Source organism: Paenibacillus sp. FSL K6-1217, assembly GCF_045040735.1.
Classification (GTDB): domain Bacteria; phylum Bacillota; class Bacilli; order Paenibacillales; family Paenibacillaceae; genus Paenibacillus_AQ.
Genome location: NZ_CP150271.1, coordinates 2,406,216 through 2,432,633 on the forward strand (window position 1 = coordinate 2,406,216; position 26,418 = coordinate 2,432,633).

General features: G+C 53.4%; 32 protein-coding genes and 1 other annotated feature. Of the genes, 2 read left to right on the forward strand and 30 right to left on the reverse strand.

Features of this window, described 5'->3' with window-relative positions:
- Positions 1-11: 11 nt before the first annotated feature.
- The 27 genes from MHH28_RS10790 to MHH28_RS10920 all read right to left on the reverse strand — a co-directional run bounded on the left by MHH28_RS10790 (position 12) and on the right by MHH28_RS10920 (position 22,017).
- Positions 12-980 (reverse strand): polyprenyl synthetase family protein, encoded by a 969-nt coding sequence (locus tag MHH28_RS10790; protein ID WP_405114714.1) that lies wholly within the window; start codon positions 978-980, stop codon positions 12-14.
- Positions 977-1,837 carry a menaquinone biosynthetic enzyme MqnA/MqnD family protein gene (locus tag MHH28_RS10795; protein ID WP_405114716.1) on the reverse strand — a complete coding sequence of 287 codons (861 nt, stop codon included), beginning with the start codon at positions 1,835-1,837 and terminating at the stop codon, positions 977-979. Before MHH28_RS10795 ends, MHH28_RS10790 begins: the two co-directional genes overlap by 4 nt.
- A 3-nt stretch (positions 1,838-1,840) precedes the next feature.
- Positions 1,841-2,386, reverse strand: coding sequence for a UbiX family flavin prenyltransferase (locus MHH28_RS10800; protein WP_405116997.1), 546 nt, complete (start codon positions 2,384-2,386; stop codon positions 1,841-1,843).
- A gap of 53 nt (positions 2,387-2,439) precedes the next feature.
- The gene (locus MHH28_RS10805; RefSeq protein ID WP_405114718.1) at positions 2,440-3,315 is read right to left on the reverse strand and encodes a UbiA-like polyprenyltransferase; all 876 of its coding nucleotides are present in this window, start codon (positions 3,313-3,315) and stop codon (positions 2,440-2,442) included.
- Positions 3,308-4,060 (reverse strand): demethylmenaquinone methyltransferase, encoded by a 753-nt coding sequence (locus MHH28_RS10810; protein ID WP_405114720.1) that lies wholly within the window; start codon positions 4,058-4,060, stop codon positions 3,308-3,310. The genes MHH28_RS10805 and MHH28_RS10810 overlap by 8 nt, the downstream gene beginning before the upstream one ends.
- A gap of 3 nt (positions 4,061-4,063) precedes the next feature.
- Complete coding sequence (locus tag MHH28_RS10815; RefSeq protein ID WP_405114722.1) at positions 4,064-4,933, reverse strand: heptaprenyl diphosphate synthase component 1; 870 nt, start codon at positions 4,931-4,933, stop codon at positions 4,064-4,066.
- A 114-nt stretch (positions 4,934-5,047) separates the two neighbouring features.
- Complete coding sequence (locus MHH28_RS10820; RefSeq protein ID WP_405114724.1) at positions 5,048-5,590, reverse strand: hypothetical protein; 543 nt, start codon at positions 5,588-5,590, stop codon at positions 5,048-5,050.
- A 106-nt stretch (positions 5,591-5,696) separates the two neighbouring features.
- Positions 5,697-5,945, reverse strand: coding sequence for a trp RNA-binding attenuation protein MtrB (mtrB, locus tag MHH28_RS10825; RefSeq protein ID WP_051478165.1), 249 nt, complete (start codon positions 5,943-5,945; stop codon positions 5,697-5,699).
- A 102-nt stretch (positions 5,946-6,047) separates the two neighbouring features.
- A complete protein-coding gene (locus MHH28_RS10830) occupies positions 6,048-6,320 on the reverse strand; it encodes an HU family DNA-binding protein (protein ID WP_019909963.1) in 273 nt (90 codons plus the stop codon).
- Between the two features lie 354 nt (positions 6,321-6,674).
- Positions 6,675-8,153 (reverse strand): stage IV sporulation protein A, encoded by a 1,479-nt coding sequence (gene spoIVA / locus MHH28_RS10835; RefSeq protein ID WP_036727319.1) that lies wholly within the window; start codon positions 8,151-8,153, stop codon positions 6,675-6,677.
- A 430-nt stretch (positions 8,154-8,583) separates the two neighbouring features.
- Positions 8,584-9,342, reverse strand: coding sequence for a hypothetical protein (locus tag MHH28_RS10840; RefSeq protein WP_405114728.1), 759 nt, complete (start codon positions 9,340-9,342; stop codon positions 8,584-8,586).
- A 52-nt stretch (positions 9,343-9,394) separates the two neighbouring features.
- The gene (locus MHH28_RS10845) at positions 9,395-9,763 is read right to left on the reverse strand and encodes a 2Fe-2S iron-sulfur cluster-binding protein (RefSeq protein ID WP_405116999.1); all 369 of its coding nucleotides are present in this window, start codon (positions 9,761-9,763) and stop codon (positions 9,395-9,397) included.
- A gap of 26 nt (positions 9,764-9,789) precedes the next feature.
- The gene (locus MHH28_RS10850) at positions 9,790-10,410 is read right to left on the reverse strand and encodes a hypothetical protein (protein WP_405114730.1); all 621 of its coding nucleotides are present in this window, start codon (positions 10,408-10,410) and stop codon (positions 9,790-9,792) included.
- A gap of 77 nt (positions 10,411-10,487) precedes the next feature.
- Positions 10,488-10,667, reverse strand: coding sequence for a DUF2768 family protein (locus MHH28_RS10855; protein WP_405114732.1), 180 nt, complete (start codon positions 10,665-10,667; stop codon positions 10,488-10,490).
- Positions 10,668-10,867: 200 nt separating this feature from the next.
- The gene (locus MHH28_RS10860) at positions 10,868-11,143 is read right to left on the reverse strand and encodes a stage VI sporulation protein F (RefSeq protein ID WP_036698146.1); all 276 of its coding nucleotides are present in this window, start codon (positions 11,141-11,143) and stop codon (positions 10,868-10,870) included.
- Between the two features lie 67 nt (positions 11,144-11,210).
- On the reverse strand, positions 11,211-12,251 hold the full coding sequence (locus MHH28_RS10865) for an NAD(P)H-dependent glycerol-3-phosphate dehydrogenase (RefSeq protein ID WP_405114734.1): 1,041 nt from the start codon (positions 12,249-12,251) through the stop codon (positions 11,211-11,213).
- Complete coding sequence (plsY, locus tag MHH28_RS10870) at positions 12,244-12,861, reverse strand: glycerol-3-phosphate 1-O-acyltransferase PlsY (protein WP_341184957.1); 618 nt, start codon at positions 12,859-12,861, stop codon at positions 12,244-12,246. The genes MHH28_RS10865 and plsY overlap by 8 nt, the downstream gene beginning before the upstream one ends.
- 12 nt (positions 12,862-12,873) lie before the next feature.
- Positions 12,874-14,199 carry a ribosome biogenesis GTPase Der gene (gene der, locus MHH28_RS10875; RefSeq protein ID WP_405114736.1) on the reverse strand — a complete coding sequence of 442 codons (1,326 nt, stop codon included), beginning with the start codon at positions 14,197-14,199 and terminating at the stop codon, positions 12,874-12,876.
- A 175-nt stretch (positions 14,200-14,374) separates the two neighbouring features.
- Complete coding sequence (gene rpsA / locus MHH28_RS10880) at positions 14,375-15,703, reverse strand: 30S ribosomal protein S1 (protein WP_405114738.1); 1,329 nt, start codon at positions 15,701-15,703, stop codon at positions 14,375-14,377.
- Positions 15,704-15,880: 177 nt separating this feature from the next.
- Positions 15,881-16,468 carry a lysophospholipid acyltransferase family protein gene (locus MHH28_RS10885; protein ID WP_405114740.1) on the reverse strand — a complete coding sequence of 196 codons (588 nt, stop codon included), beginning with the start codon at positions 16,466-16,468 and terminating at the stop codon, positions 15,881-15,883.
- Positions 16,465-17,175, reverse strand: coding sequence for a (d)CMP kinase (gene cmk, locus MHH28_RS10890; RefSeq protein ID WP_405114742.1), 711 nt, complete (start codon positions 17,173-17,175; stop codon positions 16,465-16,467). Before cmk ends, MHH28_RS10885 begins: the two co-directional genes overlap by 4 nt.
- 212 nt (positions 17,176-17,387) lie before the next feature.
- Positions 17,388-18,041, reverse strand: a complete 654-nt coding sequence (locus MHH28_RS10895; RefSeq protein WP_405114744.1) for a flagellar brake protein — start codon at positions 18,039-18,041, stop codon at positions 17,388-17,390.
- Positions 18,042-18,352: 311 nt separating this feature from the next.
- A complete protein-coding gene (gene ypeB, locus MHH28_RS10900; RefSeq protein ID WP_405114746.1) occupies positions 18,353-19,711 on the reverse strand; it encodes a germination protein YpeB in 1,359 nt (452 codons plus the stop codon).
- An 87-nt stretch (positions 19,712-19,798) separates the two neighbouring features.
- Positions 19,799-19,945 carry a hypothetical protein gene (locus MHH28_RS10905; RefSeq protein WP_173129171.1) on the reverse strand — a complete coding sequence of 49 codons (147 nt, stop codon included), beginning with the start codon at positions 19,943-19,945 and terminating at the stop codon, positions 19,799-19,801.
- 76 nt (positions 19,946-20,021) lie between these two features.
- Complete coding sequence (gene prsW, locus MHH28_RS10910; protein WP_405114748.1) at positions 20,022-20,717, reverse strand: glutamic-type intramembrane protease PrsW; 696 nt, start codon at positions 20,715-20,717, stop codon at positions 20,022-20,024.
- Positions 20,718-20,796: 79 nt separating this feature from the next.
- Positions 20,797-21,411, reverse strand: coding sequence for a genetic competence negative regulator (locus MHH28_RS10915; protein ID WP_405114750.1), 615 nt, complete (start codon positions 21,409-21,411; stop codon positions 20,797-20,799).
- Positions 21,412-21,642: 231 nt separating this feature from the next.
- Entirely contained in the window at positions 21,643-22,017 is a 375-nt protein-coding gene (locus MHH28_RS10920) for a hypothetical protein (RefSeq protein ID WP_405114752.1), read from the reverse strand.
- 85 nt (positions 22,018-22,102) lie between these two features.
- Here MHH28_RS10920 and MHH28_RS10925 point away from each other — a divergent pair, with 85 nt between their 5' ends.
- Positions 22,103-23,038, forward strand: coding sequence for a polysaccharide deacetylase family protein (locus tag MHH28_RS10925; RefSeq protein WP_405114754.1), 936 nt, complete (start codon positions 22,103-22,105; stop codon positions 23,036-23,038).
- A 91-nt stretch (positions 23,039-23,129) separates the two neighbouring features.
- Here MHH28_RS10925 and MHH28_RS10930 read toward each other — a convergent pair whose 3' ends face one another.
- From MHH28_RS10930 to MHH28_RS10940, 3 genes are read right to left on the reverse strand one after another with little or no spacing between them, the layout of a single operon-like run.
- The gene (locus tag MHH28_RS10930) at positions 23,130-23,981 is read right to left on the reverse strand and encodes a metallophosphoesterase (RefSeq protein ID WP_405114756.1); all 852 of its coding nucleotides are present in this window, start codon (positions 23,979-23,981) and stop codon (positions 23,130-23,132) included.
- Positions 23,972-24,349: a hypothetical protein gene (locus tag MHH28_RS10935; RefSeq protein WP_405114758.1), complete on the reverse strand. Its 378-nt coding sequence runs from the start codon at positions 24,347-24,349 to the stop codon at positions 23,972-23,974. The genes MHH28_RS10930 and MHH28_RS10935 overlap by 10 nt, the downstream gene beginning before the upstream one ends.
- Positions 24,346-24,939 (reverse strand): CPBP family intramembrane glutamic endopeptidase, encoded by a 594-nt coding sequence (locus MHH28_RS10940; protein WP_036698166.1) that lies wholly within the window; start codon positions 24,937-24,939, stop codon positions 24,346-24,348. The genes MHH28_RS10935 and MHH28_RS10940 overlap by 4 nt, the downstream gene beginning before the upstream one ends.
- A 67-nt stretch (positions 24,940-25,006) precedes the next feature.
- Between MHH28_RS10940 and MHH28_RS10945 the strand changes: the two genes are divergently transcribed.
- Positions 25,007-25,912: a hypothetical protein gene (locus MHH28_RS10945; protein WP_405114760.1), complete on the forward strand. Its 906-nt coding sequence runs from the start codon at positions 25,007-25,009 to the stop codon at positions 25,910-25,912.
- A gap of 113 nt (positions 25,913-26,025) precedes the next feature.
- Positions 26,026-26,253: a binding site (T-box leader), on the forward strand.
- Positions 26,254-26,418 lie beyond the last annotated feature (165 nt).

The window sequence follows — 26,418 nt, forward strand, 5'->3', positions numbered from 1 at the left end:
TTCTTATATTTTCAATAAGCCCGGCCTGTCACGAAAAAGGCGATATCGCGCAAATTGCGCTTGGTCCGGTTGCCCGGCAGCTGATCCAGCGCTTCCAGCGCCTTGGCGATATAACGGGAAGCCAGCTCCTCCGCACGGGAAATGCCGTCGCCGGAGAGAATCAGATCAATAGCCCGGCCGACCCCGCTGTGGCCTTCACGAATCGCTTCAAGCTCTTCCAGCAGCCTGCCGCGCAGCCTGTCATCCTGCAGACTGTAGATTACAGGCAGCGTGATGTTCCCCTGCCGCATATCGCTGCCGGGAGGCTTGCCGATTTGCTTCTCCGTTCCGGAGAGATCGAGCAGATCATCACGGATTTGGAACGCCATACCTACGTTGTATCCGTAATTATAGAGGAGCCGGGCGGTTCCCGGCTCCGCATCAGCAGCCAGAGCGCCAAGCTGACAGCTCACGGCAATCAGCAGCGCGGTCTTGCGGCGGATTCTCCGCAGGTAGTGGCGCACGCTCTGTCCGCTGTTGAAGAAGTCGCGGATCTGCTCCATCTCTCCGATCGACATCTCTACCATGGCTTTGGAGAGAATCTGATGAATCTGGGGATTCTTCAGCCCCGAAGTCATCACCAGCGCCTTGGCATAAATATAGTCGCCGGTGTACATGGCGATCTTGTCGCCCCATTTCGCCTTGACGGTAGGCTCTCCCCGCCGGAGCTCCGCATCGTCAATGACATCATCGTGAACCAGTGAGGCGCTGTGGATCAGCTCCAGCGGAATAGCGACGCGCTTCAGCTTATCAAGGTCATAGGTCCCGAATTTGCCGCCCATCAGGACGAATACCGGCCGGAGTCGCTTCCCCCCTGCCTTCAGCAGGTGCAGCGAGGTCTCGCTCAGCAGCTCATCATCCCCCTGGACACTGCGGTACAGCTCTTTCTCAATCTGATCCATATCTTTGTTCAGCAAGCCGAATATTTGCAGTCGCTTCATTCTTTCACCCGTGTCAACAGATTGTGGCTCCAAAGCTCCATCTTCACTTCCTGCGGCAGCAGGCCCATTTCATAGGCATAGCGGAAATAGAGGTTCAGACCTTCCTGCTGCCTTTCCCCAAAGTCATAACATAAATTACGGAAGTAATCTCTCCAATAAGAGGCCGTGCCCCCGATCGTGCAGCAGGCTTCGTGAATTACCGGTCCCAGATCATTCAGGCCGCGTCTCTTGCTCCGCTCGAAGGCCTCGGCAATCTCGGCAATGGCCTCCGGATTCCGGGACGCAGCTCTGCGGTTGACCGCCCATACGGCAAAGGTCATACTATGGCCTGTCCATGCCTTCCACAGCTCGCCCAGATCCGTAACCTCATATCCCTGATCCTGCCAGGAGGCTCGAATGGCGTGATCGCCGATCAAGAGACCGGCATCCGCCTGCTGCATCATAGCGTTCAGATCGGGATCGGCGCTGATGTACTCAGGGCTGCATCCTAAGGCCTTATGCATCAGGATCTTCAGCAGATTGACCGAGGTGGCCGAGGTGTTCGTCACCGCGATCCTTCCGCTGCCGATCTGCTGTACCGGCATTTTGGAGAAGAGAAATATCGACCCTACCGGACCGTCCGCACTGACAGACAGGCCGGGAAGCAGCAGCAGCCGATCGCTGGCCGCTGCATATGCGAAGGAGGATAATGCCCCTACATGAATATCTCCTGCTGCCATGCCCCGATTAAGAACAGCAGGCACTTCGCTCACCATTTCAGCAGGAAAGCTTAAAGAAGAAGGATGGAAATGATGATAGACCGGCCATGAATTGGTATAGCTGATTTTGCCGATGACGGTGTGTTCCAGGTCTGTCATTCTTCATTCCCCCCATCTGCGAAATAAAGTATGTTCAATCCCGAAGCTGTCGAGCACCTTGCCCACCATGAAATTGATCAGATCATCCATCGTGGCAGGACCGTAATAGAATGCCGGCATCGCCGGAATCAGCTTGACGCCCATCCGTGACAGCTTCAGCATATTCTCCAGGTGAATCGCATGCAGCGGTGTCTCACGGGGAACCAGAACGAGCGGACGGCCTTCCTTCAGCATGACATCCGCCGCCCGCGTCATCAGATTGTCCGAGCTGCCATGCGCTACAGCAGACAGTGTTCCCATCGAGCAGGGCATAATAATCATCCCCTCGGTCCGGAAGGAGCCGCTGGCAATTGAAGCGCCGATGTCCTGTACCGGGTGATACAGAAGAGAACCGGGATAGCTGCCGAACTGCTCGTTCAGCAGTCCCTCCCGGTCTGAGACGGCATAGCCCATTTCCTCCTTGAAGACACGCCAGCCCGCATTACTGACAACCAGATGGACCGTGTATCCGAGGGAGAGCAGGGTCTCTGTCAGCCGGATGCCGTAGATAGCCCCGCTCGCACCGGTAATGCCAACCACGAAGTTCTTAGGCTTAGGTTCGGTCATTTGTTGAACTGCACCACCAGGTCAATCAGAGTAAAGGAAAAGACGACAATGCTCAGCACACCGTTCATGGTGAAGAAGGCAGTCTGCAGCTTGCTTAGATCACCCGGAGACACAATATAGTGCTCATAGAACAGTATAATATAGGCAATCACCATGCCGGCTACATACCACCAGCTCAGATCCGTGATGAACAGCAGGGAGATGAAGCCCAGGGCTGTCAGCAGATGAAGGACCTTGGCAATCCCGAGCGCGCGGGCCACCCCGAAGCGTACCGGAATGGAATACAAACCTTCCTTACGGTCGAAGTCCACATCCTGGCAGGAATAGATGATATCAAAGCCCGCCGTCCAGAATACGATAGTGAAATAGAAGATCATAGCCGTCATATCCACGGTTCCTGTAACCGCAACCCACCCGCCGAGAGGCGCAAGGGCAATTGTAAGCCCGAGGATCAGGTGACAGGCCCAGGTGAAGCGCTTGGTGAAGGAATAGATGACCAGCAGAAAAACAGCAATCGGCAGCAACTTCGCTGACAGCGGATTGAGCTTGAAGGCGGCCCAGAACAGCAAAAAGAACGAGAACGCGATGAACAGCGATACTTCTCCAACCTTCAGAAGTCCGGCCGGAATGGCTCTTCCCGCTGTCCGGGGGTTCTTCGCATCACTGATCCGGTCGATCAGCCGGTTAAGCCCCATGGCCGCGCTGCGTGCGCCGAACATGGCAACAACCACCCATCCGATCTGGCTCCAGGAGGGCAGTTCACCAAACATAACGACTGAACCTAGCAAAGCCCCCATAAATGCAAAGGGTAAAGCAAAAACCGTGTGCTCAAATTTAATCATTTGTAGAAAAATTCCGATTTTCTTAAACATTACAGTTCTCCTTGAGTCCAAGATGTAACGCCGCGATGCCACCGTTCAAGGGGAACGATTCCACTTCCGTAAGTCCGGTATCCCGGAAGATCTCTTCCAGCTGCTTCCGGTCAGGGAAGAGTGCCAGTGATTCAGGAAGCCATTTATATTGCTCATACCGCTTGGCGAACAGCCTGCCGAGCAGCGGAAGCACACGCTGGAAATAAAAATAATAAATACCTTTGAACGGCTGCTTCATCGGCTTGGACAGCTCCAGGCATACCACCATTCCGCCCGGCTTCACCACACGCTTCATCTCGTTCAGCACCTGAACGGGATCAGGCACATTGCGCAGTCCGAAGCCGATGGTCGCGTAGTCGAAGGAATTATCGCCGAAGGGCAGCTCCATCGCATTGCCCTGAATCAGGGAGATCCGGTCCTGGAGTCCGCGCGCTTCCACCTTGCGCCGTCCTACCTCCAGCATGCCTGCGCTGAAGTCAAGCCCCATGACATTCCCGGTCTCGCTCGCATCAGCGAGGGCAATGCTCCAGTCGCAGGTCCCGCAGCAGAGGTCTACGGCCGAGTCCCCGCGCTTCATGCCCATCTTGCGCATGGTGAACTTCCGCCACGCCTTATGCCGCCGGAAGCTCAGAATATCATTCATCAGATCATACTTGCCGGCAATGCTCTCAAATACCGAATGGACAAATTGCTCTTTCGGCTTGTCGCCTTGCTCACCTATTACGGTAGCTTTATCTACTGTCATTCTCTAACCCTCCACGGCAGCTTGTCCGGAAATTTTCATTTGCAGAAGAAGGCGGTCCAGTGCTGCTCTGAGCTGACCGGCCAGTTCCTCGTCCCTGATGCCCTGCAATAACGCCTGAATGGATTCAAGCGAAGCATGCAGCTTGTCCGTCAGCAGCGTATCGCATTTGCACCTCAGCTTCAGCTTCTGCCAGTCCTTGGGGTCCAGGGTCTGTCCCATAAGCTGCTGACGTTCTTCTTCGATGGCCGACTCCATCACCTTCCAGTAAGCATAACCCTCCAGCGCACTGTCCGGAGCTCCCCCCCGGCGAAGTTCCTGGGCTGCCGTCTCACACTGGCTGAATTCTGCGAGCAGCTTCTGCCAGATGTCTCTTTGCGGCTCTTCAATCATCGGTGTAAAAGAAAGAAACAGCCGCATATTGAGCTGTACCGTGTGCTTGAAGTATTGTTCGGCCGGGACAAGCGTTCCGCTCATCTTGCCGTAAAGATTGGCCTTCATCACATTGAAATCTGCAATAGCCGTGCTTAACGTGCCCACCATCTCAATCTGTCCGTGCTTCGCGAGCAGATGGTAGAACCAGCTGCTGAAATAATCACCGGCCAGAACCTTCAGCTGGCGGGTACGCATGAGATCGCCGCCGGGCTCATCATGATTCCGGTCAATGCTCTCATGGGTATCCAGTCCAAGCTGGACGAGTCCGGTCACGAGGGTGAACAGCTCTGCCTGCTGGAAGCCAGCCCCCCGGCCTCTGCCGAGAAAAATATATAACAAATGACCCCGCCCGTCTGAGAACGGCGGCAGTTCCGTATGCCGCTGAATCATATCGTAGTCGGTGTAGGGTTTAGCCAGTTGCGGTATGCGGTACGGTTTCATTTTAGCCTCCGAAGCCATTGACGTTTGTCAAACTCATTGTTCACAATCTTGTCTATTATATCACATGTTTTTTTGTCACGCACGAGTGCAGCCTTCTAGTTTCATTTACCCGGTTCAGGGATATATGAACTGCTTTTTCCACAGCTCGCTTTCGCTAATGCGGAAGCCCTTCTTCAGCGGCCCGGGAAGCGGCGAATTGCCTGCGCTCTGCAGTGCCTCCTGCAGCAGGGGGGTCCACTCGCTGCGGCGGATATCACCGGCAAGGAGCAGGCGGCGGGTATCCAGCCATTGATCCTCTGCCACCACACGCAGCAGCAGCTGGTCCACGTTCGAAGTCTCCTGAATAGCGAACCTGATCGCCAGAGCCATGTTCTTGTACAGCTCCTGCGGCTCGCGGGCATTGCCGTTCACCTTGAGATCCAGAGACAATACCCCGTTCTCCCAGCCTGCCTTGTCAATCATCAGACTCAGCGGAATCTCGCTCAGCGCATCTACCAGATTGTCATTCCCCAGTACCAGGCCGCCCGGCCCCATAGTTGTCTGAACTGCGCTGTAATTGCTCTGGGCCGTCAGAGCGTTGCCGGCCAGCTGCGGCAGCAGCAGGGTAGTAGCTGCACTGAGCAGCATTGCCGTTCCGATCAGCCAGCTCCGCTTCATGACAAGCCCCCTTACTCATAATTTCCGCTGCTATGCAGGAATATACGAACCGCAGAGCGGCCCATATCTAGTTATATTTTGAAAAAAAGCAGGCTATGCCTGCTTTTCAGCTTTCACTCTCTAATTGTCCGTGTTTGCTCCAGATTTCAGCCTTGCCGCGGATTTTCATGGCTGAGGTGTGATCGGTGAATTGGGCAATGAGCACCTCGCCTTTATCCAGCTTCTCCGTATGGTGAAAGCGTGTGTCCAGCCCTCTGGTCAGCCCGATGACCTGAACACCGTTCTCCTTGGCCTTGACTACGATATAGTCGCTGCCGGACGGTGCAGGATTCACTTCATTCTTCTTCTCAGTCATTGTAATCCTCCTCATCGTTTATGAGCCTCTCAAAAACAAATGCCGCCCTGGAAGGCGGCATCGTGGGTATTCAAGGACTATGGGGCAGATATGTAGAAATCATTATTTGATTCCGTCTTTCAGCGCTTTACCGGGTTTGAATGCCGGTACTTTGCTTGAAGGAATTTCGATTTCTTCACCTGTCTGCGGGTTGCGGCCTTTACGTGCGGAACGTTCGCGCACTTCAAAGTTTCCGAAGCCAACCAGCTGAACCTTATCGCCGCTTTGCAGTGCACCTGTGATCGCTTCAAAAACGGCATCTACCGCTTTCGTAGCATCTTTCTTGGGAAGTTCAGTTGCTTCTGTAACTACGTTGATCAAATCTGATTTATTCATGTCTTCTCACCTCCCTGGTTAAAAGTTCCGGTATCATACACTCTTTCCGTTTCAACGTAAAATATACGTGATAATCCCGTTTATTACTAGATACTGGCGCCTCTCTTCTAGAAGCGCAACAAACTTATAGTAATACAGCCCACCCATAATTTCAAGGCGTTCCTCAAAAAAGGAGCAGAAATTAGCAAGTTTGCCTTCATTCCGCTGTATTTGCGCAGTCTATTACTACCAGTTATTCCGTAAAAGCGGAAGCTTTCCAGGGAGAATTCCCCTTTTCGACTCTAGCAGAGAAGGCGCCGGACAACAGCAACAGAGCGGGAAATTCTCCCGCTCTGCATGACAAGCTTATGAAATTTAGAGGATGATGGCGATCAGGCCGCCTGAGCCCTCGTTGATAATCCGGCCCAGCGTTTCCTGCAGCTTGTAGCGGGCATTGTCCGGCATCATTGCAATCTTGCCCTGGATACCCTCGCGGACTATGGAATGCAGGGACCGGCCGAAGATATCCGATTCCCAGATTTTGATCGGATCGTTCTCGAAGTCCTGCATCAGGTAGCGCACCAGCTCTTCGCTCTGCTTCTCCGTACCGATGATCGGCGAGAACTCGGACTCGACATCCACCCGGATCATATGGATCGACGGTGCCGTCGCCTTCAGCCGGACGCCGAAGCGGGAGCCTTGACGGATCAGCTCAGGTTCATCCAGCGCCATCTCGGCCAGGGAAGGGGCGGCGATGCCGTACCCGGTAGTCTTGACCATCTCCAGCGCTTCCGAGAAGCGGTCATATTCGCGCTTGGCATGGGAGAAGTCCTGCATCAGCTGGAGCAGGTGATCCTTGCCCCGGATCTCGACCCCGACAACCTCCATCAGCACCTGATCATACAGCTCTTCGGGAGCATAGAGGTCGATCTCGGCTACCCCCTGGCCCATATTCATACCGCTGAGGCCTGCCCGGTCGATGAAGTCATATTCGGTAAACTGGGAGACCAGACGGTCCACATCACGCAGACGGCGGATATCCTTCACGGTATCGCGGACGGAGTTCTCATAGCTGCTGCGCAGCCAATGATTCTCGCCCAGCACCATCACCCAGCTTGGCAGGTTCACATTGACCTCATGTACTGGGAATTCATAGAGTACTTCGCGCAGTACGCCGGTCACATCATCCTCGGTCATATTCGCAGCGCTGAGCGTCATCACCGGAATATCATATTTGAGGGCAAGCTCACTGCGGAGCTGCTGGACTTCCTCACTGCGCGGCCGGGTGGAGTTAATGACCAGCACGAACGGCTTGCCGACCTCCTTCAGCTCTGCGATCACGCGTTCCTCGGAATCTACATACGAGCTCCGCGGAATCTCGGCAATCGTACCATCGGTAGTGACTACCACACCCAGAGTAGAGTGCTCCTGAATTACCTTGCGTGTCCCGATTTCAGCCGCTTCCTGAAAAGGAATCGGTTCCTCGAACCATGGGGTCGAGATCATCCGCGGACCATTCTCATCCTCATACCCTTTTGCGCCTTCCACTGCATAGCCTACACAATCGACCAGCCGGACGTTGACCTCCAGGCCTTCGGCCACCTTAATCTGCACCGCATTGTTGGGTACGAATTTAGGCTCGGTAGTCATGATGGTTTTGCCTGCCGCACTTTGCGGCAGCTCATCGACCGCTCTTACCCGGTCCGCTTCACTGGTGATGTTCGGCAGAACAATTGTTTCCATGAAGCGCTTGATGAATGTCGATTTCCCCGTGCGAACCGCGCCGACGACGCCGAGATAAATGTCTCCGCCGGTACGCTCGGCAATGTCCTTGAAAATATCCACTTTTTCCAAAAGAGATCCCCTCCTCATATTACTCCGAAGAAAAAATGCCTGAAGAGCATCGACTTCGCGTTCCGCCGGCAAACTGACCCTTGCAGGACAACCACCGGACTAAGCTTTGCCCGCCCGAAGCCTAGCTTACTTGCCTGAGGCGGAACAATGGTGCCCCGCGCTAAACTCCGAATGCTCGGACATGCATTTGGACTAGTATCATCATATGTATCCGTAACGGATTTATGACCAGCGTCCGCGCATTTTTGCATCTGAAATTTCGTATACCCGCTCTAGCTCGCCACTGCGTCAAGACGCCCGGAAGTCTTCTCATCAAGTCTATGAGGGCGGCCTGTTGCCTAGAACTGCTAATCTTCACGGGATCATCACAATAAAAAGCAGCAATCCCCCGTCCTTGGAGAACTGCTGCTTAAGTCATAACCGTATAACGCTATTCCTGCGGAGCCTGCGGCACAGGCCGTCCCTCCACCCACAGATAAGGGAGTGACTTGACGGGGACATAATAGGAGGCCTGCGTAAGCTCCAGACGCAAATCACGGTCTGCCGCAGGCACGCTGCCGTTCTTATCGATAGCCGAGGAGATATCCGCGCTATAATCCACATAGACGGTCCCGTTCTGATCCATCAGGAACTCCAGGGGCTGGCCCGAATACACACTGTCTAGCTTGATGGTCCCGGTTCCTGCCCGCTTGGCGTCAATCGATGTAAGGCCAGGATACAGCTCTTCCCCTGCCGGAAGCTTCCCGCCGTGCGCAGACTTATAGAGGTTCACCTTGCGCTGGGTATCGTTAACCTTCTGCACAGTCACCAGGTCCATCAATTTGACCTGAGGGTCCGTCTCCTCATCCAGCACCAGAAAATGGGCGCTTCCGCCCTTCTCAAACGCTGCCGCCGGAATCTCCTCCAGGTAGCCCTCCTGCTGCAGCTTATTCAGGTCAATCACGAATTTCTCGTATCGGGGGATCGTCTGGTCGCTGGTCAGGATCGGCAACAGTCCCTTCTCCGCCTGATAATCATCCAGCGCCGCCTGCACCCGCTTCACACTCTCGCGGTAGCCGCTGCCGGGCTGCTGCTGCTCCTTGGGATACATACAGCCGCTTAGCGACAAGGCGAGCAGGACAAGCAACGGCAACAGCACCGCCGCCCTCGTCCGCCTCTGCCGGAGCTTCAAAGTGTACATAGAGTTCATCAGCAAGCTCCTCTCTGTTCGCTTCTGTGTGCATATGCGCCGGGAGTGACAGTCACCATAGCTCCTCCGCTTCTCCACGGCGCGCCGCTTCCAGTCTGCGGCGTACCGCCGCCTTCAGCGGGTCCTCGGGAATATGCACACGGACATCGCCCCATACGGCAGCCTGACAGGCCAGGCGGACACCTTCATCCAGCAGGCTGCCGAGCTTGCGCTGCTCCGCTTCCCCTGGAGGTCTTAGTGCTCCCGCATCCGCATGCTCCACAGACACTTTGCACATCATGCAGCCTGCCTTGCCCCCGCACCGCGTAGGCAGAACGATTCCGGCTTTGCGCACAGCCTCCAGCAGCGAAATACCGGACTTGACGGAAGCTGTGCGCTGTGCCGGAAGGAAGGTGACCGTTATTTGCGATTTAGCATTCATCATACAGCCTCCTTCCTTGGTTCAGGTTATATACGTATGGATTCCGGTAGCCCCAGCAGCCCGTCCAGCCTTGCCTGCAGACCGGCTTCCAGATGATTCTCCGCTATGAGCTGCTCCAGAAGCGGCAGATGGCTCCCTACATCCCGCTTGATCCGCTCTGCAATAGCTTCGCAGCGCCCGTCCCGGCCGCGCAGCAGATTGAAGATCAGCTCATGGGCAAGCGGCATCAGGGCCAGGCGGCCGATCCCTTCATAAGTACATACCGGGGCATGAGCCTGCAAGGCTCTGACATCCACTGCATATTGCCCGGAGCCGCCGCCGATCCGGAATCCGCCCACCAGCTCAACCTTCGCCTCTCCAATGAAGTAGAGTCCGCGCAGGGAGTAACAACCACCGCTGTAATCCTCTTCCGGCGCACAGACAGTGTACCTCAGCAGTGCCTGATGAAGCTGCAAGGTATCCTCGAGATCACAATAGAGGTCAATATCGCGCGGAGCAGCACTCAGCTGAACCCCATGCAGCAGCAGTCCGCAGCTCCCCCCCAGCAGCCATACCGGCGGCTTACCCGGTCCAATATAATCCAGCTCCTCAGCTATAATGCCAAGTGCCGACTCCAGCACATAGGGAATCCCTGAACCGGCCATCAATCTACACACGCCCCATTCCTGTAAAATCAGTTAATGATTCTGTCAGAAATACGTCTGCCTGAGTATAATGTAAATGCTTACATAATTGAAGCGGCCCCGCCAAGAACCCCGATCAGCAGAATAACAAACGCAATGATCGATAAAACAGCCCTAAGCAGGCCCTTCGTCTTGCTGCGTGCAAAAGTAATCAAAAAAACGGATAAGCCCATAATCAGTACCGCAATCAGTGACAGCCACATTTTTGTCATCGGGTCCATTGGTCATGCGCCTCCATTTCACTTTTCCCGGATTGCGACTATTATAGCGTGAAACCAGGCATTTTTTAAGTATTAATTTATAGATTTACGGCAGCGGACCGAAAAAAAGGGCATAAACCGCGGAATCAAGTAACCTTCCGGAGTTATGCCCAGCCTGAAAAGGAGCCATCCCGGGAGGATGGCCTTACTTCACGGATATGCTATTTTTTCAGCATCATTTTCATTAAAGACTCCATCGTACCGGAACCGGCGCCGCCTTTTTTAACAGCATTGACGATCTCCTGCACGGTAGCCTCGCTGACTGGCACTTTAGCCATAGCTGATACCTGTTTAATTAACTGGCGGAGCTGGGCTTCATTCTGAGTCGTGCCCGGCTTAACCGTACCGGCCAGTTTTTTGATGGCACCTTCCGAAATGTTTTTGCCCGTCTTCTTATTGATGGCGTTCAAAGCATCCTTGGAAAAATCTCTGCTCACTGTTCATCCCTCCTCCGTCAATCCCCATTAACAACATATGAGATATTCCGGCAAAAGGTGAACGTGATCAGGAATGCCACTGCTCCCAGGTCTCCTGGGAGATGGCTTCCATCTCCGTCTTGCGGTCACGGCCCATCAGGGCTTCCACGGCATTACGCGGAGTTCTGCCCTTGAACAGCACATGATAGATCTGGTCGGTGATCGGCATCTGCACACCCAGCTTCAACGAGATGGCATAAGCCACTTCGGTCGTCCGAATGCCCTCGACTACCATGCCCATAGACTCCAGCACCTCATTCAGCGGCTGGCCCTGGCCCAGCATGGAACCGGCGCGCCAGTTACGGCTGTGCTGGCTGGTTGCCGTCACGACCAGGTCACCCAGTCCGGCAAGGCCGGAGAAGGTTAAGGGATTCGCGCCCATCTCCACCCCGACCCGGGAGATCTCGGCCAGGCCGCGCGTAAGCAGCGCCGCCTTCGCGTTGTCTCCGAAGCCCAGCCCGTCGGACAGACCCGCACCCAGCGCAATAATATTCTTCAGCGCACCAGCCAGCTCTACCCCGAGCTGATCCCTGTTGGTATATACGCGGAAGTCATTGTTAATGAACAGCTCCTGCGCCGCCTTGGCCCGGCTCTCATCCGGCGAAGCCACTACAACTGTGGTCGGACAGAGCCGTACCACTTCTTCAGCATGACTCGGCCCGGAGAGCACGACAATATCGCCCTCACAGCAGCCCAGCTCTTCTGAGATCACGGTGGACATCCGCTTCATGGTCTCGGTCTCGAAGCCCTTCGTGGCGTGAATGCAGAGCATGTCTTCCTTCCAGAACGGCTTCAGGCTGTGCGCCACCTGGCGCATACCGGAGGACGGCGCCACAATGACTACCGCCTTCGAACCGGAGACGGCAGTCTCCATGTCCGTGGTGGCAATAATATTCCCGGGGAGCTTGATCCCCGGCAGGAAATGATGATTCATATGTGTTTCGTTAATCTCGGCAGCCTGCTCAGGCTTTCGCGTCCACAGATAAACCTCCGAGTGGTTAGCCGCCAGCACAGTAGCCAGCGCAGTTCCCCAACTGCCCGCGACCAGCACGGTAACTTTATCAGACAACGCGATTCCCCTCCTTGGCTTTGGAGCCGATTTTGTTCTCACGGCCCTGCGAGATCTTCACGATATTGCTGCGGTGACGCCAGAAGGCGAACACCACGATGATCAGACTTCCCCACAGTTCGGGGGTCGTATGCTCAGTGAACAGCAGAAACACTGGTGTCAGCGCCACAAAAATCAGCGAGCCCAGTGAGACGTATCGTGTAAGTACAATAGCGAGAATAGCAATCACACCGGCAATCAGCGCAGGCCAGAATACAAGCGTAGCCATCACGCCAATCGTCGTTGCAATTCCCTTCCCCCCGCGAAAGTGAAAATAGACCGGCCAGTTATGTCCGATGATGGCAGCGAGACCGCAGACCACTGCGACCCAGCTTCCCCATCCGCCGGCCCATGTGCCAAGCCAGACTGCGGCAATTCCCTTCAGTACGTCCAGAAACAGCACCAGTATGGCCGGTCCCTTCCCCATCACACGCAGCGTATTGGTCGCTCCCGCATTGCCGCTTCCATATTGGCGGATATCAATGCCCTTAAGCAGCCGGGCGAGCAATACACTGAAGCTGACGGAGCCAAGCAGATAGCTTATAACGATCACCAGAAGTTCAAACGCCACTACTCTTCTCCCCTAACCTTCGTTCTCGGATTTGCGCCGTGTAAAGAGGCGGATCGGTGTACCCTCGAAATTGAATGCTGCGCGCAGCTTATTCTCCAGATAACGTTCGTAGGAGAAGTGCATCAGCGAAGGATCATTGACGAATACCACAATGGTCGGCGGCTTCGTTGCAACCTGGGTCACATAGTTGATGCGCAGACGGCGGCCTTTGTCCGTAGGCGGAGGATTAATCGCCACGGCATCGGAGACGACATCATTGACCAGATGGGTGGTAATCCGCAGCGCGTGCTGCTGAGCCACATGCTGTACGACAGGCAGCAGCTTCTGCAGGCGCTGTTTCGTAAGCGCAGACAGGAACACCACTGGAGCATAGCTCATGAACAGGAAGTGGTCGCGGATGGTGCGTTCGAAATTCTGCATCGTCTTGTCGTCTTTCTCAATGGCGTCCCATTTGTTGACAACGAAGACCGAAGCCTTGCCTGCATCATGGGCATACCCGGCAATATGCTTGTCCTGGTCGATGATGCCTTCTTCGCCGTTGATTACAACGAGTACAACATCAGCGCGCTCGATCGCCTTCATGGCACGCATTACGCTGTATTTTTCCGTGTTCTCATAGACCTTGCCGCGTTTACGCATCCCCGCTGTATCGATCAGCACATAACGCTGGCCATCCCGTTCAAAAGGCGTATCGATGGCATCGCGTGTAGTCCCCGCTACATCACTGACAATGACGCGTTCTTCACCCAGGATAGCGTTCACCAGTGAGGATTTACCTACATTCGGACGGCCAATCAAGGCCACACGGATCACATCTTCATCATATTCCTCATCCACCTTATCCGGCAGACGCTCAACGACCGCATCCAGCAGATCGCCGATCCCGGTTCCGTGGCTTCCTGAGATTCCGATCGGGTCGCCGATTCCCAGGCTGTAAAATTCATAAATATCCTCGGTGCGCTTCATATTATCCACTTTATTGATCGCCAGAACGATCGGCTTGCCGGAACGGAACAGAATCTGTGCCACTTCCTCATCCGAACTGGTCAGCCCGCTCTTGGCCTCACACATGAAGACGATCACATCCGCTTCCTCAATCGCCAGCTCCGCCTGGACACGGATCGATTTCAGAATCGCGTCTTCCCCGTCAATCTCAATCCCCCCGGTATCAATCACACTGAAGGACTTGCCGTTCCAGTCAGATACACCATATATCCGGTCACGTGTAATCCCCGGTTTATCTTCTACGATGGCCAGTCTATCACCAATCAGCCGGTTAAAAATCGTCGACTTTCCGACGTTAGGCCTGCCGACAATGGCCACTACGGGTCTTGCCATATTCATTCCTCCTGTCTTCCTTACGTTACTCATCATAGCAAAAAATATTACAATTGGCTAACCGTCTTACCGGTGTTTTGCCGCTCCCGTATATGCCCTGTAAAACACAATCGGCGAACCCTCTGTTCGAGGGCTCGCCGATTACTTTACCCGTTATGATGAGATAACAAAGGGATTAGTTGTTACCCTTGAATTTGTCCAGCTTGTCGCCGAAACGTTCAGCCAGTGTGAAGCTGAGGCCTTCATTGCTGAGCGATACGTTAGGATTGTTCAGCACTTCCTTAGGCGCTCTGTCTCTGCTGTTGCTGCGTTCTGGTCTGGCCGAAGGAGCCGGAGCTTCTTCTGTTTCCTTGATGCTCAGGCTGACGCGCTTCTCGGATGGGTTGAAGTCAAGCACTTTCACTTGTACTTCCTGTCCTTCTTTGAGCACTTCATGCGGAGTACCAATGTGCTTGTGGGAGATCTGGGAGATGTGCACAAGGCCTTCAACGCCTGGCAGCAGTTCCACGAAAGCGCCGAAGTTTACAAGGCGCTTAACTTCGCCTGTAACCACATCGCCGATGTTAATCTTACCCGCTGCAGAATCCCAAGGACCCGGAGCAGCCGCTTTGATGCTGAGGCTGATTTTACCCTTCTCAGGATCAACCTTAAGTACTTTAACGCGAACCTTGTCGCCTTCGGATACTACATCGGATGGCTTCTCCACGTGGTTCCAAGCGATCTCGGATACGTGAACCAGTCCGTCTACGCCGCCAACATCAACGAATGCGCCGAATTGGGTCAGGCGTTGAACTGTACCTTCGATGATTTGACCTTCGGACAGCTCAGCCATGATCTTCTGTTTGTTCGCTTCGAATTCTTCCTCCAGCACTTCTTTGGCGGAGAGAATCACCTTGCTGTTCTCACGGTCAAGTTCTTTCACTTTGACACGCAGAGTACGTCCCTTGTAGTCGCTGAAATCTTCAACGAAGTGACGCTCAACCATGGAAGCCGGGATGAAGCCGCGCGCGCCAACGTCAGCCACGAGGCCGCCTTTGACAACATCAGCTACAGTAACTTCGAAGGATTCCTGGGAAGCGAAATACTTCTCCAGATCTTCCCATGATTTCTCGCTGTCGATAGCACGCTTGGACAGCACGAGGCTCTCCTTGTTGTCGTTGATGCTGACAACCTTGCATTCCACTTCCTGGCCAACTTCTACCGCTGCTGCGGCATTGTCGAGCTGTACGGAAGACAATTCGCGGATAGGAATAACGCCGTCGTATTTATATCCAATGCTTACATAAGCTTGGTTATCTTCGATTTTGACGATTGTTCCTTTCACGGTATCGCCTTTTTTCAGAGAAATGATTTCCAGACCTTCCTGGCTTGTCACTTCTTCTTCATTGCTGGCAACAACTTCTGCAGACTCGGTTACAGCGGATTCCACAGCTTCTGTGCCTTCTACGGTCTCGTTATTCTCAACGTTATCCGCAGCTTCTTGATTCTTGATTTCTTCAGACATGTGATTACCCTCCTCGATTCAAAACCCCATTTATTTAAACCCGCGTAGAGCAGAGTTCAAAACAATCATTGCTTCACTAAAGCACATTTCACTTTGTAGATTAGTATGTTCCAAAAAATAGCGGTTATGCTGTAATTTATAAGCTATTCACGGAAGCAGGAGATTTGACTCCCGGACTTAACGCGAACTGGGCTTACCGGTACTGATCATTTCATGGATGCGTCCCATAATAACATCGGTTACAGCTTCCAGAGAATCACTTCCCGCACCTTCAAATGCGCTGAGGTCTATGGGTTCGCCATAGACAACAGTCATCCGGCGGAACGGCTTGTAGGACCCGATGATGGCTGCCGGCACAACGGCTGCGCCGCTGCGGAGCGCGAAGCTTGCCGCCCCCTTCTTGGCCGAACCGGCATCGGAGTTCCGTGTTCCTTCCGGGAAGATGCCCATCACATGTCCGCTGCGAAGCGTATTGAGGGACGTCTTAATGGATTCTTTGCTTACGCCGCCACGTTTGACAGGAAAAGCGCCCACTTTCTTAATGAGCCAGCCCAGCACAGGAACGTCGAACAATTCCGCCTTGGCCATGTATCTCACCTGTCGTTTCAGCTTAATGCCGATCGTCATGGGATCAAGCAGGCTGATGTGATTCGCGCAGAGCAGGACTCCACCCTCCTTCGGCACATTCTCTCTTCCCACCACCTTGAGCGGGAACAGGATGGCATAAATCATACGAAGCAAGGCCACGCAAAATGCATAAATCATAAATGATTTCTCTCCCTGTTAACATAGGTTCTGCAGTGGGAGACGATGGCTTCCACAGCCTGAAGGATATCCATTTGCGTCGTATCCAGAAGAATAGCATCTTCGGCACGGCGCAGCGGTGAAATCTCCCGGCCTTCATCAAGCCGGTCCCGCGCTGCAATATCATGTTCAAGCTGCTGGAGAGTCACTGTTTCCGTATCCTTCAGTTCCTTGTAACGACGGAGAGCACGCTCCTCCACACTTGCCGTCATGAAAATCTTCACTTCGGCATCCGGCAGTACGGTTGTACCGATATCCCGGCCATCCATCACGACTCCCTTGCGGAGCGCCATCTGACGCTGCAGGTGACTCAGTCTGGATCTTACACCCTCAATCTTCGAGTACTGCGACACCTGGCCGCTGACCTGAAGACTGCGGATATGCGGGGTCATGTCTTCCCCATTAATCAGCACTTTCTGCACATCTTTCTCCGGCAGAAGCTCAATCGCCATATCCTGGACTTTACGGTCCACCAGCTCATGCTCCTCTGCAGCTATGCCTTCACGGATCATATACCAGGTGATTGCCCGGTACATAGCCCCCGTATCCACATAGATGTAAGACAGCTCCCGTGCTACCAATCGGGCTACAGTGCTCTTGCCTGCCCCGGCAGGTCCGTCGATGGCGACGTTAATTCGGTCGTTAGTATGTGTACCCTGCCTGTCCAAAGGGGCATTCCTCCTCAAACGCTTTTCCGCAGAAATACGCCAACCGGCCTAACTCTGTAGAAACTTGCTGATATTCTCAAGAAAAAAGCAGGCATTGCCTGCGACTTATAAAATTATACCACAGTTTGAACCCCAGTGCAAAATGACATTGAGGTTTTTTTAGGGAGAAAAATGCTGATTTAGGGCCCTTTTGAAGATTCCCGCACGGGGAATCAGCGGTTGCGGAAATCGAATTGGCGTTCGAAGCAGTACCGGATAATTTTTTGGCGTTCCGCATCGGAAATCGCCGAGAATTTAACCATGACCAGATTCCGCCCGGTCTCCAGCGGTTTGATGCGGACAATCTCGCCTTCGAAATTCACATGCTCCGTGCTTCCGTTCCGGTAGGATACGAGCAGCCAGCAGGCCAGCTTGTCGGCCACCCCCAAAGTAATCTTGGCATCGCTTAAAAATGACGTCCCCCCGCCGCCGATATCCTCGGTGCGCACCAGAAACCGGCTGCCCAGGGCATCCTTAACGGCCAGCTCCAATTCGGCATTGACGCGGAAGAAGCTGCGGCGCTGAATTTTGAAGATCGATTCTGCCGCAGGCTTGCGCAGCCGGACCATGCGGATAACGTCTTCCTTGAATCCTAGTACATGGGTATTGAAGTAATTCTTGATGCCGCCCTCTGTCAGAAAATACACCGACAGCTCGTCACCGACGAACAGCTTCTTAAGCCGTCCGTTGCTCTCCTGCATAGGGATTTCGATCAGGAGGCTCTCGTCCTCCATATCAGCAATCCTTGCCCGGTATTGAATCTCAGACTCTGCCGCATCGCTGGAGGCCACCTGAAGGTATAGATATTCGTTGATTTTGGGATACAAACCAGTCACCGCCGCTTGAGTTAGTAATATATGCTAAACCGATTATAGCACGCCCTCCAGGGGCCGGTCAGAAATATTATTAGGCATTGGTTTGCTCCCGGAGCAACCGGCGCGAAGTCTTCATTGTTCATCATACAAGTGGAAACGGCTTTGCCGTCCTTTTAAGGACGGTATCGTTTCAGCGAGAAATAGAAGGATACTCTATCGTGTGCAACATATAAAGTCTTATATTTCAAAAAAAGACGCCTTCCGTTTCCGGAAATACGTCTTCTCAATCAATTATAGAGGGTATAGCGGAACTTAGCCGTCCTCTATCTATCCTGCGCCCCAGAAGAGGTGCGCACCTCTTCCACCGATTCCTCATTGCCGTCATCGGCGTTCAGATAAATTCTGAACTGTGAGCCGTTGATTTTGCCGCCGAATTCATACGTCAGCAGCTCCACCGCATCTTCATTCTCAATCCAGGCCAGCCGGTTGTACAGCTCCTTGAACTCGGGATTAAGCATCGCTCTTGCCTCGGCCAGGGACAGCTTTGGTTTCGGCAGTACACGCTTCTCCTTATGCTCCTGCACATAATCGCTGGCCTGGAACCCTGTAGCTTCCCCTGTATCCAGCCCAACGCGAACCGTCATCTTCTCGGGATAGATCAGCACGCCGTCCTGGCTGCTGACGAAGGTCAGATTGCCCAGATTATCATACCGGTCCGCACTGACTGCGGTCATGCCGTGATACCCCTTCTTCTCCAGGAACTTGCCCGCCTTCTCCACAGCCTGCTTCATGGATACTTTGGCTGCCCCAACCTCGCGGTTGTCGTTGTAAGAAATCAGCAGTCCGCCTTCCACTGTGAAGTCCATCGAGACCGGCTCCTTATGGTCACTGGAAGTTACAGTAGCTGTATAAGAGGCCCATTCGGTCCCTTTCCCGTTCTCCTGAATCTTCACCTGTGCCTTACCGCCAAGTCCTGCAAATTTCATCGCCTTGAGCTTGATCTGCTCTGCGGTAACCGGCTTGCCGCCCAGCTTCTTCACCGACCGCTTATCGTAGATGCTCGCAACCGAAGGGCCGTAGTCCAGCTCCGGGTAAGCCGCCACGCGTTTATCCACTGTTTTGAACCCGTCGATAATCGTGTTGTCTTCAGCCTTCTGCTGCGTAGCAAGCGCAGTCTCGACCTCCATCCAGCGCAGCTTCTTGCCGATGACCTTGTCCTGAACCTTCTGCAGGTCCTTGGAGATTTCCGCCGAATTCTCATAGAGCGTCTTCAGATTCGCCATCTCCCCCTCTGTCAGCGGCTTCTTGGTGAAGTCACGCACCGCAGCCTTGTAGGAGAAATTAGCGATCTTGGAGAGGAACTCCTCCGTCTCGCTGAATGGCAGCAGCGTCAGCGGCAGCTGGTTAATCTCGTTCTGCGCCTCGCTGGTAATCCGCCATACATTAACCAGTCCCTTGCGGTGCATTCCGTTGGAAGTGGTGTTCACGGCAAGCGTATTTCCCAGCTCTCCGTGAAGCCGCTCCACATGAAAGGACAGATCATGGAACGCACGCTGATACTGGTTCTCCGCTTTGATCAGAATCGAATTCTTCTCCTGATTCTCCTGATACCCCCAGACGAGCGCTCCAAGCAGCAAGAGTGCAGTAAGCGGGAACATTATGGCACTTAATCTTTTGTACATAGGTCCGCATAGCTCCTTTCAGTAGCTTATTGCCGTTAGTTTGACAATAACTGAGAAGTCTTATGCACTTCTTCAAGAATCCGGTCTTCAGACCCGTTCCTCAATCTCAAAGCCGCTAACACTGCTGCACAGGCATTGCTTGAAGCCGGTCTGAATAACCCCCTGCTCCTTGTTTCCTCTTAATATGTAGGTTTCGCCGCACTGCTTGCAGACAATCCGAACTTTTACTCGCAAAAAAAGACACCTCTCTCCTTTCTGGAATTCCTTGCCTTAAGGAACTGCCCTGTAGGATTAAGTGTGTCCATCTCGATTATAGGTTAACCTCTTCCTCGCGCTTCAAAAAGCGGAACGGGGAACGGCTGTTGGCCCGCGCCACCTTGCCCATGCCTCTGTACCATAAGACCGCCATCAGGGGCACGATAAACCAGATCCAGTAGTTAGCTGTCGTGACGAGCAGGAAATCATAGATTCCATGCCACAGCCAGGGCAGAATCAATGAGAACAGCAGAATCTTCCGCGTCTTGACCCCGCCCGAGAACTTGGCTCTGCCCATGTGGTATCCCATAATTACGCCGAACATGGCATGTCCTGAGACCGGAAGCAGCGCCCTAAGGATCATGGTGCCGATTGAAGCATTGCTGTACCACGCATACATTACATTCTCTATCGTTGCGAAGCCGAGCGAGATCGCTACGGCATATAGTATTCCATCATAGGGCTCGTCAAATTCGGTATGATTGTAAATCATATGGTACAGCACAAACCACTTCAAGGCCTCTTCCACACCGGCTGAGATCAGAAAGGAATCCACATATGGACCGCCGCCCACCCCCAGCACCAGCCCCCTCTGGATGATCATGACCGGCAGCACGATCATCATGCCCAGCAAAAACACCTTCAACACCATGAGGAGCGGCTCCTGGTCGTACTTGTCTTTCAGATAGAAAAAAGTCAGCAGCGCAAGTCCCGGTGCTACTGCTGACGTAATGACCGATAACAAAAGCACCGATTAGCCTCCCTTGCGCTTACACCTAATCTCTGCTGAATCCCGTTAAGGCCGGACCGGTACCTTCCCCGTCCATTCCTTATTCCTGGCGCTTAAAATGATTGCACAGGGTCTGAATGGCATTCTCTGCCATAACCGTCTTGCCGTATTCGGCCAGAACAGCCTGGGTCACCGGAGAGGAATCTCCGAATTCGGCAAGCACGCCTACCAGCCCTGCCAGTGCAGAGTCTTCAAATTCCTTCGGATCGAAGTAGAGGTACCATTTATCATTATAAGAATACAGTTGTCCTTGGGAAGTAATATTGCCGATGAGCACATGAGCCGCTTCAACCAGAACCTCGAAATCGCGGAATGCATATACAATGGAGTCGCTTTGTTCAAGAGTAACTTCCATCTCGTAAATCTCTTCAGGCAATTCATCTTCCCCGGCCCCACCGTACTGATGGTGATCATATTTCCCCCGGGTCACAATAACGACCATGCCTTGCGCGGGCAATGCGAACACTTCAACGGCAAGAGGACCCGTAGCGTCAAAACCGAGTTCACTGTACGCCTGATCCATCATTTCCGTAAAAAGGTCGTGCACCTTGGGAACCTCCTGCCACATGTCTTCCTTCTGGATGCCCCGCTCGCTCAGGTCGTCAAAAGTGAGGAAAATCCGTATCTTATCTTGACTTAATCGCTCTATTCTCATGACAGGATCCTCCTTTTGCAAGCTCATTTAATATTAATGTATGATGAGTCCCGAGTAATGAGCCAAAAATGGTTACTATGTATGTATGTTATCATTTTGACGCTACAAATGCACGTAAATAAATATAGATTCAGCCCAATTTGTGGCCCATTATCTGTAAAAGCCATATAAAAAAGAATCATTCCGGCGAAGCTGTCCTTGCCGGAATGATTCTGCAGCGGCTAAATCAGGTTACAAACCCGGTATGGCGGTATGAGTATCTTTGAGAATCTGCTCGACTTCATGCTTCACATCAGGGTTGCTGCGGATGAAATCCTTCAGCATGTTCAGATTTGATTCTTTGGACTTTACGGGGGAATCCTCTTTATGATCGCTGCTGCCGGATGCATGAGAGCCTGAATGGTCGTGGCTGTGGCTGCCTGCTGCCGTGCTTCCGAAGCCGGTCATGGCCATCCCCATGATCTTGTCCTTTGCCTTGTCACCCGCATTGTACGAAGAACCGTTCGAATGCATCAGGGCAGACATCATGGCGCTGCGTTTTTTGGACATAATCATACTGGCGGCTGCCCCAATCAGCACCCCGCACAGAAATGACGAAGTATTCATATCTCCAACCTCCTTGTATGGTAAAATCATGCTTAGTGTTCGCGGAAAGATAGCCGCTCATACAGCCAAACAACAAGAAAGCGAGATGAAAAAAGTGGGTAAAGCAACAATAACGCTGCTCCTGGCGGCTTGTCTGCTGTCAGCTTGCACTAGCGGCGGCAATACAGGCAGCCAGGCGGCGGACAAGACCCCTCAGCCTTCGGCAACCGCGCAGTCTGCGGCAGCAACAGCGGAGACGGCCGCATCACCTGCACCTGAGGCGACAGCAACAACTGCGACCGAGGCAACAGCATCACCGGAGACGGCTCCTGCCGCATCAAGCGGAACGGACAGTCCCGCCGCACAGCCGTCATCTTCAGCCAGCGATGCGGAGGTGCCGCTGCTGTACCACATGAACAAGAATTACGATATCGTCCCGAATGATCCGGCGACGAACAAGAAGGTTGTCCTGCTGACCTTCGACGACGGGCCGAAGGAAGCGGAATTAATCAATCCGCTGATGGATACGCTGGACAAGCACAAGGCCAAAGCGATCTTCTTCGTCAACGGTTACCGGGTGAAGGAGCATCCCGAGCTGCTGGAGCTGATCCACAACCGGGGCGGCGTGCTCGGCAACCACAGCTGGGATCACATTGTGCTGAAGGATAAGCCGGAAGCCGAAGTGAAGAAGCAGATTGAAGATGTTCAGAATATCGTCAAGGAAATTACCGGAGAGACCCCTAACTTCTTCCGTCCGCCGCACGGTGCAGGCGGTGACGTAGGCAAAAAAATCGCCGCTGCCAACGGCATGCTCTATATGACCTGGTCCAATGGCTCCCTCGACTGGGAGATGAAGGCCAAGGATACCGACAAGACCAGCAAGCTGGTCAGCAACGTCACCAGCCAGCTCCATTCCGGAAGCAATATCCTGATGCATGAGCTGCCTTGGACGGTAGAGGCGCTTGATACTCTGTTGACTACGCTTGAGGGCAAGGGCTACAGCTTTGTAGACCCGCGCAGCATTGAGCTGAAGATGCGTTAAGCTCTGTATAATTCGTAATACAGCAAAAACGGCTGCCCTCTTTACGGGACAGCCGTTTTTGTTCGTGCGATCTGTCGATCACATTCATTTCCTACGTTCCATTGTGCTTCTGCCCGCAGCGCAGCGTCAGCACATGCATCTCGGCCGGGCTGCGCCAGCGCAGCGGCAGATGCGCGGTGCCGAACCCCCGGCTGATCAGCATCTTCAGCGGCGGGAGAGCCGCGCTATGGCTACGGGGGATCTCATACATTCCCGCATTATATCTGCGGTAGAACTCATCGGTGTGCCGGTTCCCGATCAAGGGCAGCACAACCTGCCCGCCATGGGTGTGACCGGCCAGAATCAGGTCAGCCGGAACCTCCTGCTGCCGGGACAGCCAGAGCGGATCATGCACCAGGATGATCCGAAAGGCTGCCGCATCCGCTTCAGCCACGGCGGGCAGTGGCCCGTAGGCCTTCTTGCCGCCTTGCCTCGGAAAGTCCACCCCAGTAAGAATAAACTGCTCACCGTCCCGCTCAATGACGCAGTTCTCATCTACCAGCAGTCTGGCTCGGCTTCCCCGGATGATGTTATCCACCAGTGTGATGTTCGCCCGGTAATCATGATTGCCGTGAACGGCATACACCGGCGCAATGGAGGCGGCCAGTGTCATATTCTCCAGCAGACGTTCTATGGATGCGCCCTTCTCCGTCATATCCCCGCCCAGGAAGACTGCGTCCACCTTCCCCCGCAGCGGGGTCAGCATGGCCTCCGGCAGCCGGCGGCGGTGAATATCAGTGATGAACAGTATCCGGTAGCCGTCGAACGCGGCAGGAAGGCGCTCCAGTACAATTTCCTGAGTGTTGATCCGTTTCTTGAAGGCAGCAGCAACCATCAGGATGCCCATGCCCCCTGCTCCCGCCAGACTCACGCCCAGTAGAATCAGCAGCGCGTTCAATTCCATAAGCTCCCCAGATCCGGTGCCCCATTAATTCCCCACCACAGCAGGAATGCCAGCAGCATCAGAAATAACACAATCAGCGAATTGATGAACATTTTGCTGAACCGGATTCGCTCTGACGGATAGCTCTCCGCACGCGATGGGGTCTGCTCCCCTTCCTGCTGCGCCGCCTCATGCTCCGGACGCCTCGCGCCCCTGCGCCCCGACAGGCGTTCTTTTCTGGACAGCGTTCCTGCCACCGGTACCGGACTTCCCGCACGCTCTTCCGCTGCCCCGTAAGCAGGCTGACGCTTGCCCGCTCTCGCCGGAGGCTGTTGTTCTCTCTTCTGCTGTTTCTGGCGGGACCTTACCCGGCTTAATTGTTCTGTCATGATACCCTCCTGTAACGAATAACCATACCCGAGAACAAATCTATAAGGAAATGGCACAATATCGGTGCCCACAGACTGCCCGAATGGATGTAAATAAGTCCAAGACCATAGCTGCTGAGGAAGACCCAGCCGGTAGGAATCCAGTGACGCAGATAACGGACATGAATAACGGCAAAGAGTATACTCGTCCAATACGGCCCGAGGGAATGCTGGATCGCTCCGCGGAACAACAGTTCCTCACATACCGCAACCACCGCCGAGATGACAACGATATGCCATAGCGGACGTTTGCCGAATAGCAGCTCGTTAATCCCCCCGTCATCCATGCTGTCTTCAGGAACAATATGGGTCAGCAGGAAATCAACAGCAAGCATAATTACTGCGAGGCCAAGGCCCCAGTACACGAAATGTACACTATCCGGAAAATTTAATATGTGAATAGGATTTCTTTTCTGTAATAATATCCATATCAAACCGATAAATAAGGTAAGGCCCTGAGTAATATACAGATTAATAAGTAACAGCTTGTCTGTTAACTGCTGTGGATCGGCCTTTTTAATTTTGATGTCACCCAATTTGAATTTTTTCATTATAACCTGCCTGTTCTATAAATGTTTTTACATAAGATAATTCACCTATACGAAGGAGCACCTAATCATGAACAGCCGTACCTCCCGCACTCAAATGATGTACACACTAGGTTTTTTGTTTTTTCTAATATCCGCATTCGCTTCATTTTTCACGGGAGTCAAGGTTGGAGCAGACAAGACGGAGGCCAAATATTCACAGCTGAACGGCCAACCGAGCGCCCAGGAATTCTCAGGCTCCTACCAGCAGCAGGATCTTGTTACCTTTTATCATAACGTATTTTTGCCTTACCGGGAATTCAAGCGCAATTGGAACGAACAGCTTGACGGTCTGGCCCGCAGCACAGATGCACGCCAGAATGCGGCAACGCTGAAGAACCTGAGCATTCTGGCGGACAAGCAGTATGACAAGGTCACCCAGGATTCGCTCTTCACCAATTCGCCGCTGCTCTATGAATCCCAGCTTAATATTCTTAAGAGTCTCACGCTCTTCTCCCAGGCGTCCGGCAAGGTGACCGCGGGTGCTTCCGGCGCCGAAGCCGCCAAACTGCTCAGAAGCGACAACTTCACAACCAGTGCTGTGAGATTCGGACTGCTGGCACAGAAGAACTTCTATGATTCCATGCTGAAATGGGGATCGAAGACCCACCCGTCCATTCCGCAGCAGTCCGGTGAGCTGAAGACACTATCGTTCGTTCAGTGGAAAAAAATGCCGCTGCTGCTCAAGAATGCATCCATCGCAGACATGATGCTGAACCGCGGCATCTATGCCGGATATGATCCGCAGGATATCACTGCCAAGATTGACGATATGATCTACTCCGGAACTGCCAGCTCGTTGAAGCTGAGTAATATCCAGTCCTCCGTCACCCTGCTTATCTCCACCGGAGCGGTGCAGGAGCAGGACTTCATCAAGTGGCGGGAACAATATTACGGCAAGGAGATTATGCCGCAGCTCCCTTTCTTCTACGAGTAGGACCAGTTATTGCATCATAACGAAAATCACCGCCCACTTCAAGGCGGACCCGCGCAGAAGAATCCTATTGACACACTTGGCATCACCATGTTACATTATGACAAATTAATCAAGCAAAACCGATGATGGAACAAAGATTACCTGAAGTCTTCAGAGAGCCGGTGGGTGGTGGGAACCGGTGGCGGACATTAATCTTTAGCGCTCCTGAGATATTGTATTGAACACAAGAGTAGATACAATCGGAACACTCCGTTACCAGTGTGGCCTTTGCAGGCCAATGAGGCTGCTTCTTAACCGTCGCAGTGAATTAGGGTGGTACCACGACAACTCTCGTCCCTTACTACGGCAGTAGTATGGGGTTGGGAGTTTTTTTATTGCCATATTCCCGTGATTCCGGTACCTGTGCAGGCTTTTTCTTTTGTGCGACAGCGCGTTACCCCGGTGTTAAGCTACTCGTTAGGCTCTTATAACTTCTGGTACTGCGGATTGCCTTACCCGGTAATCCT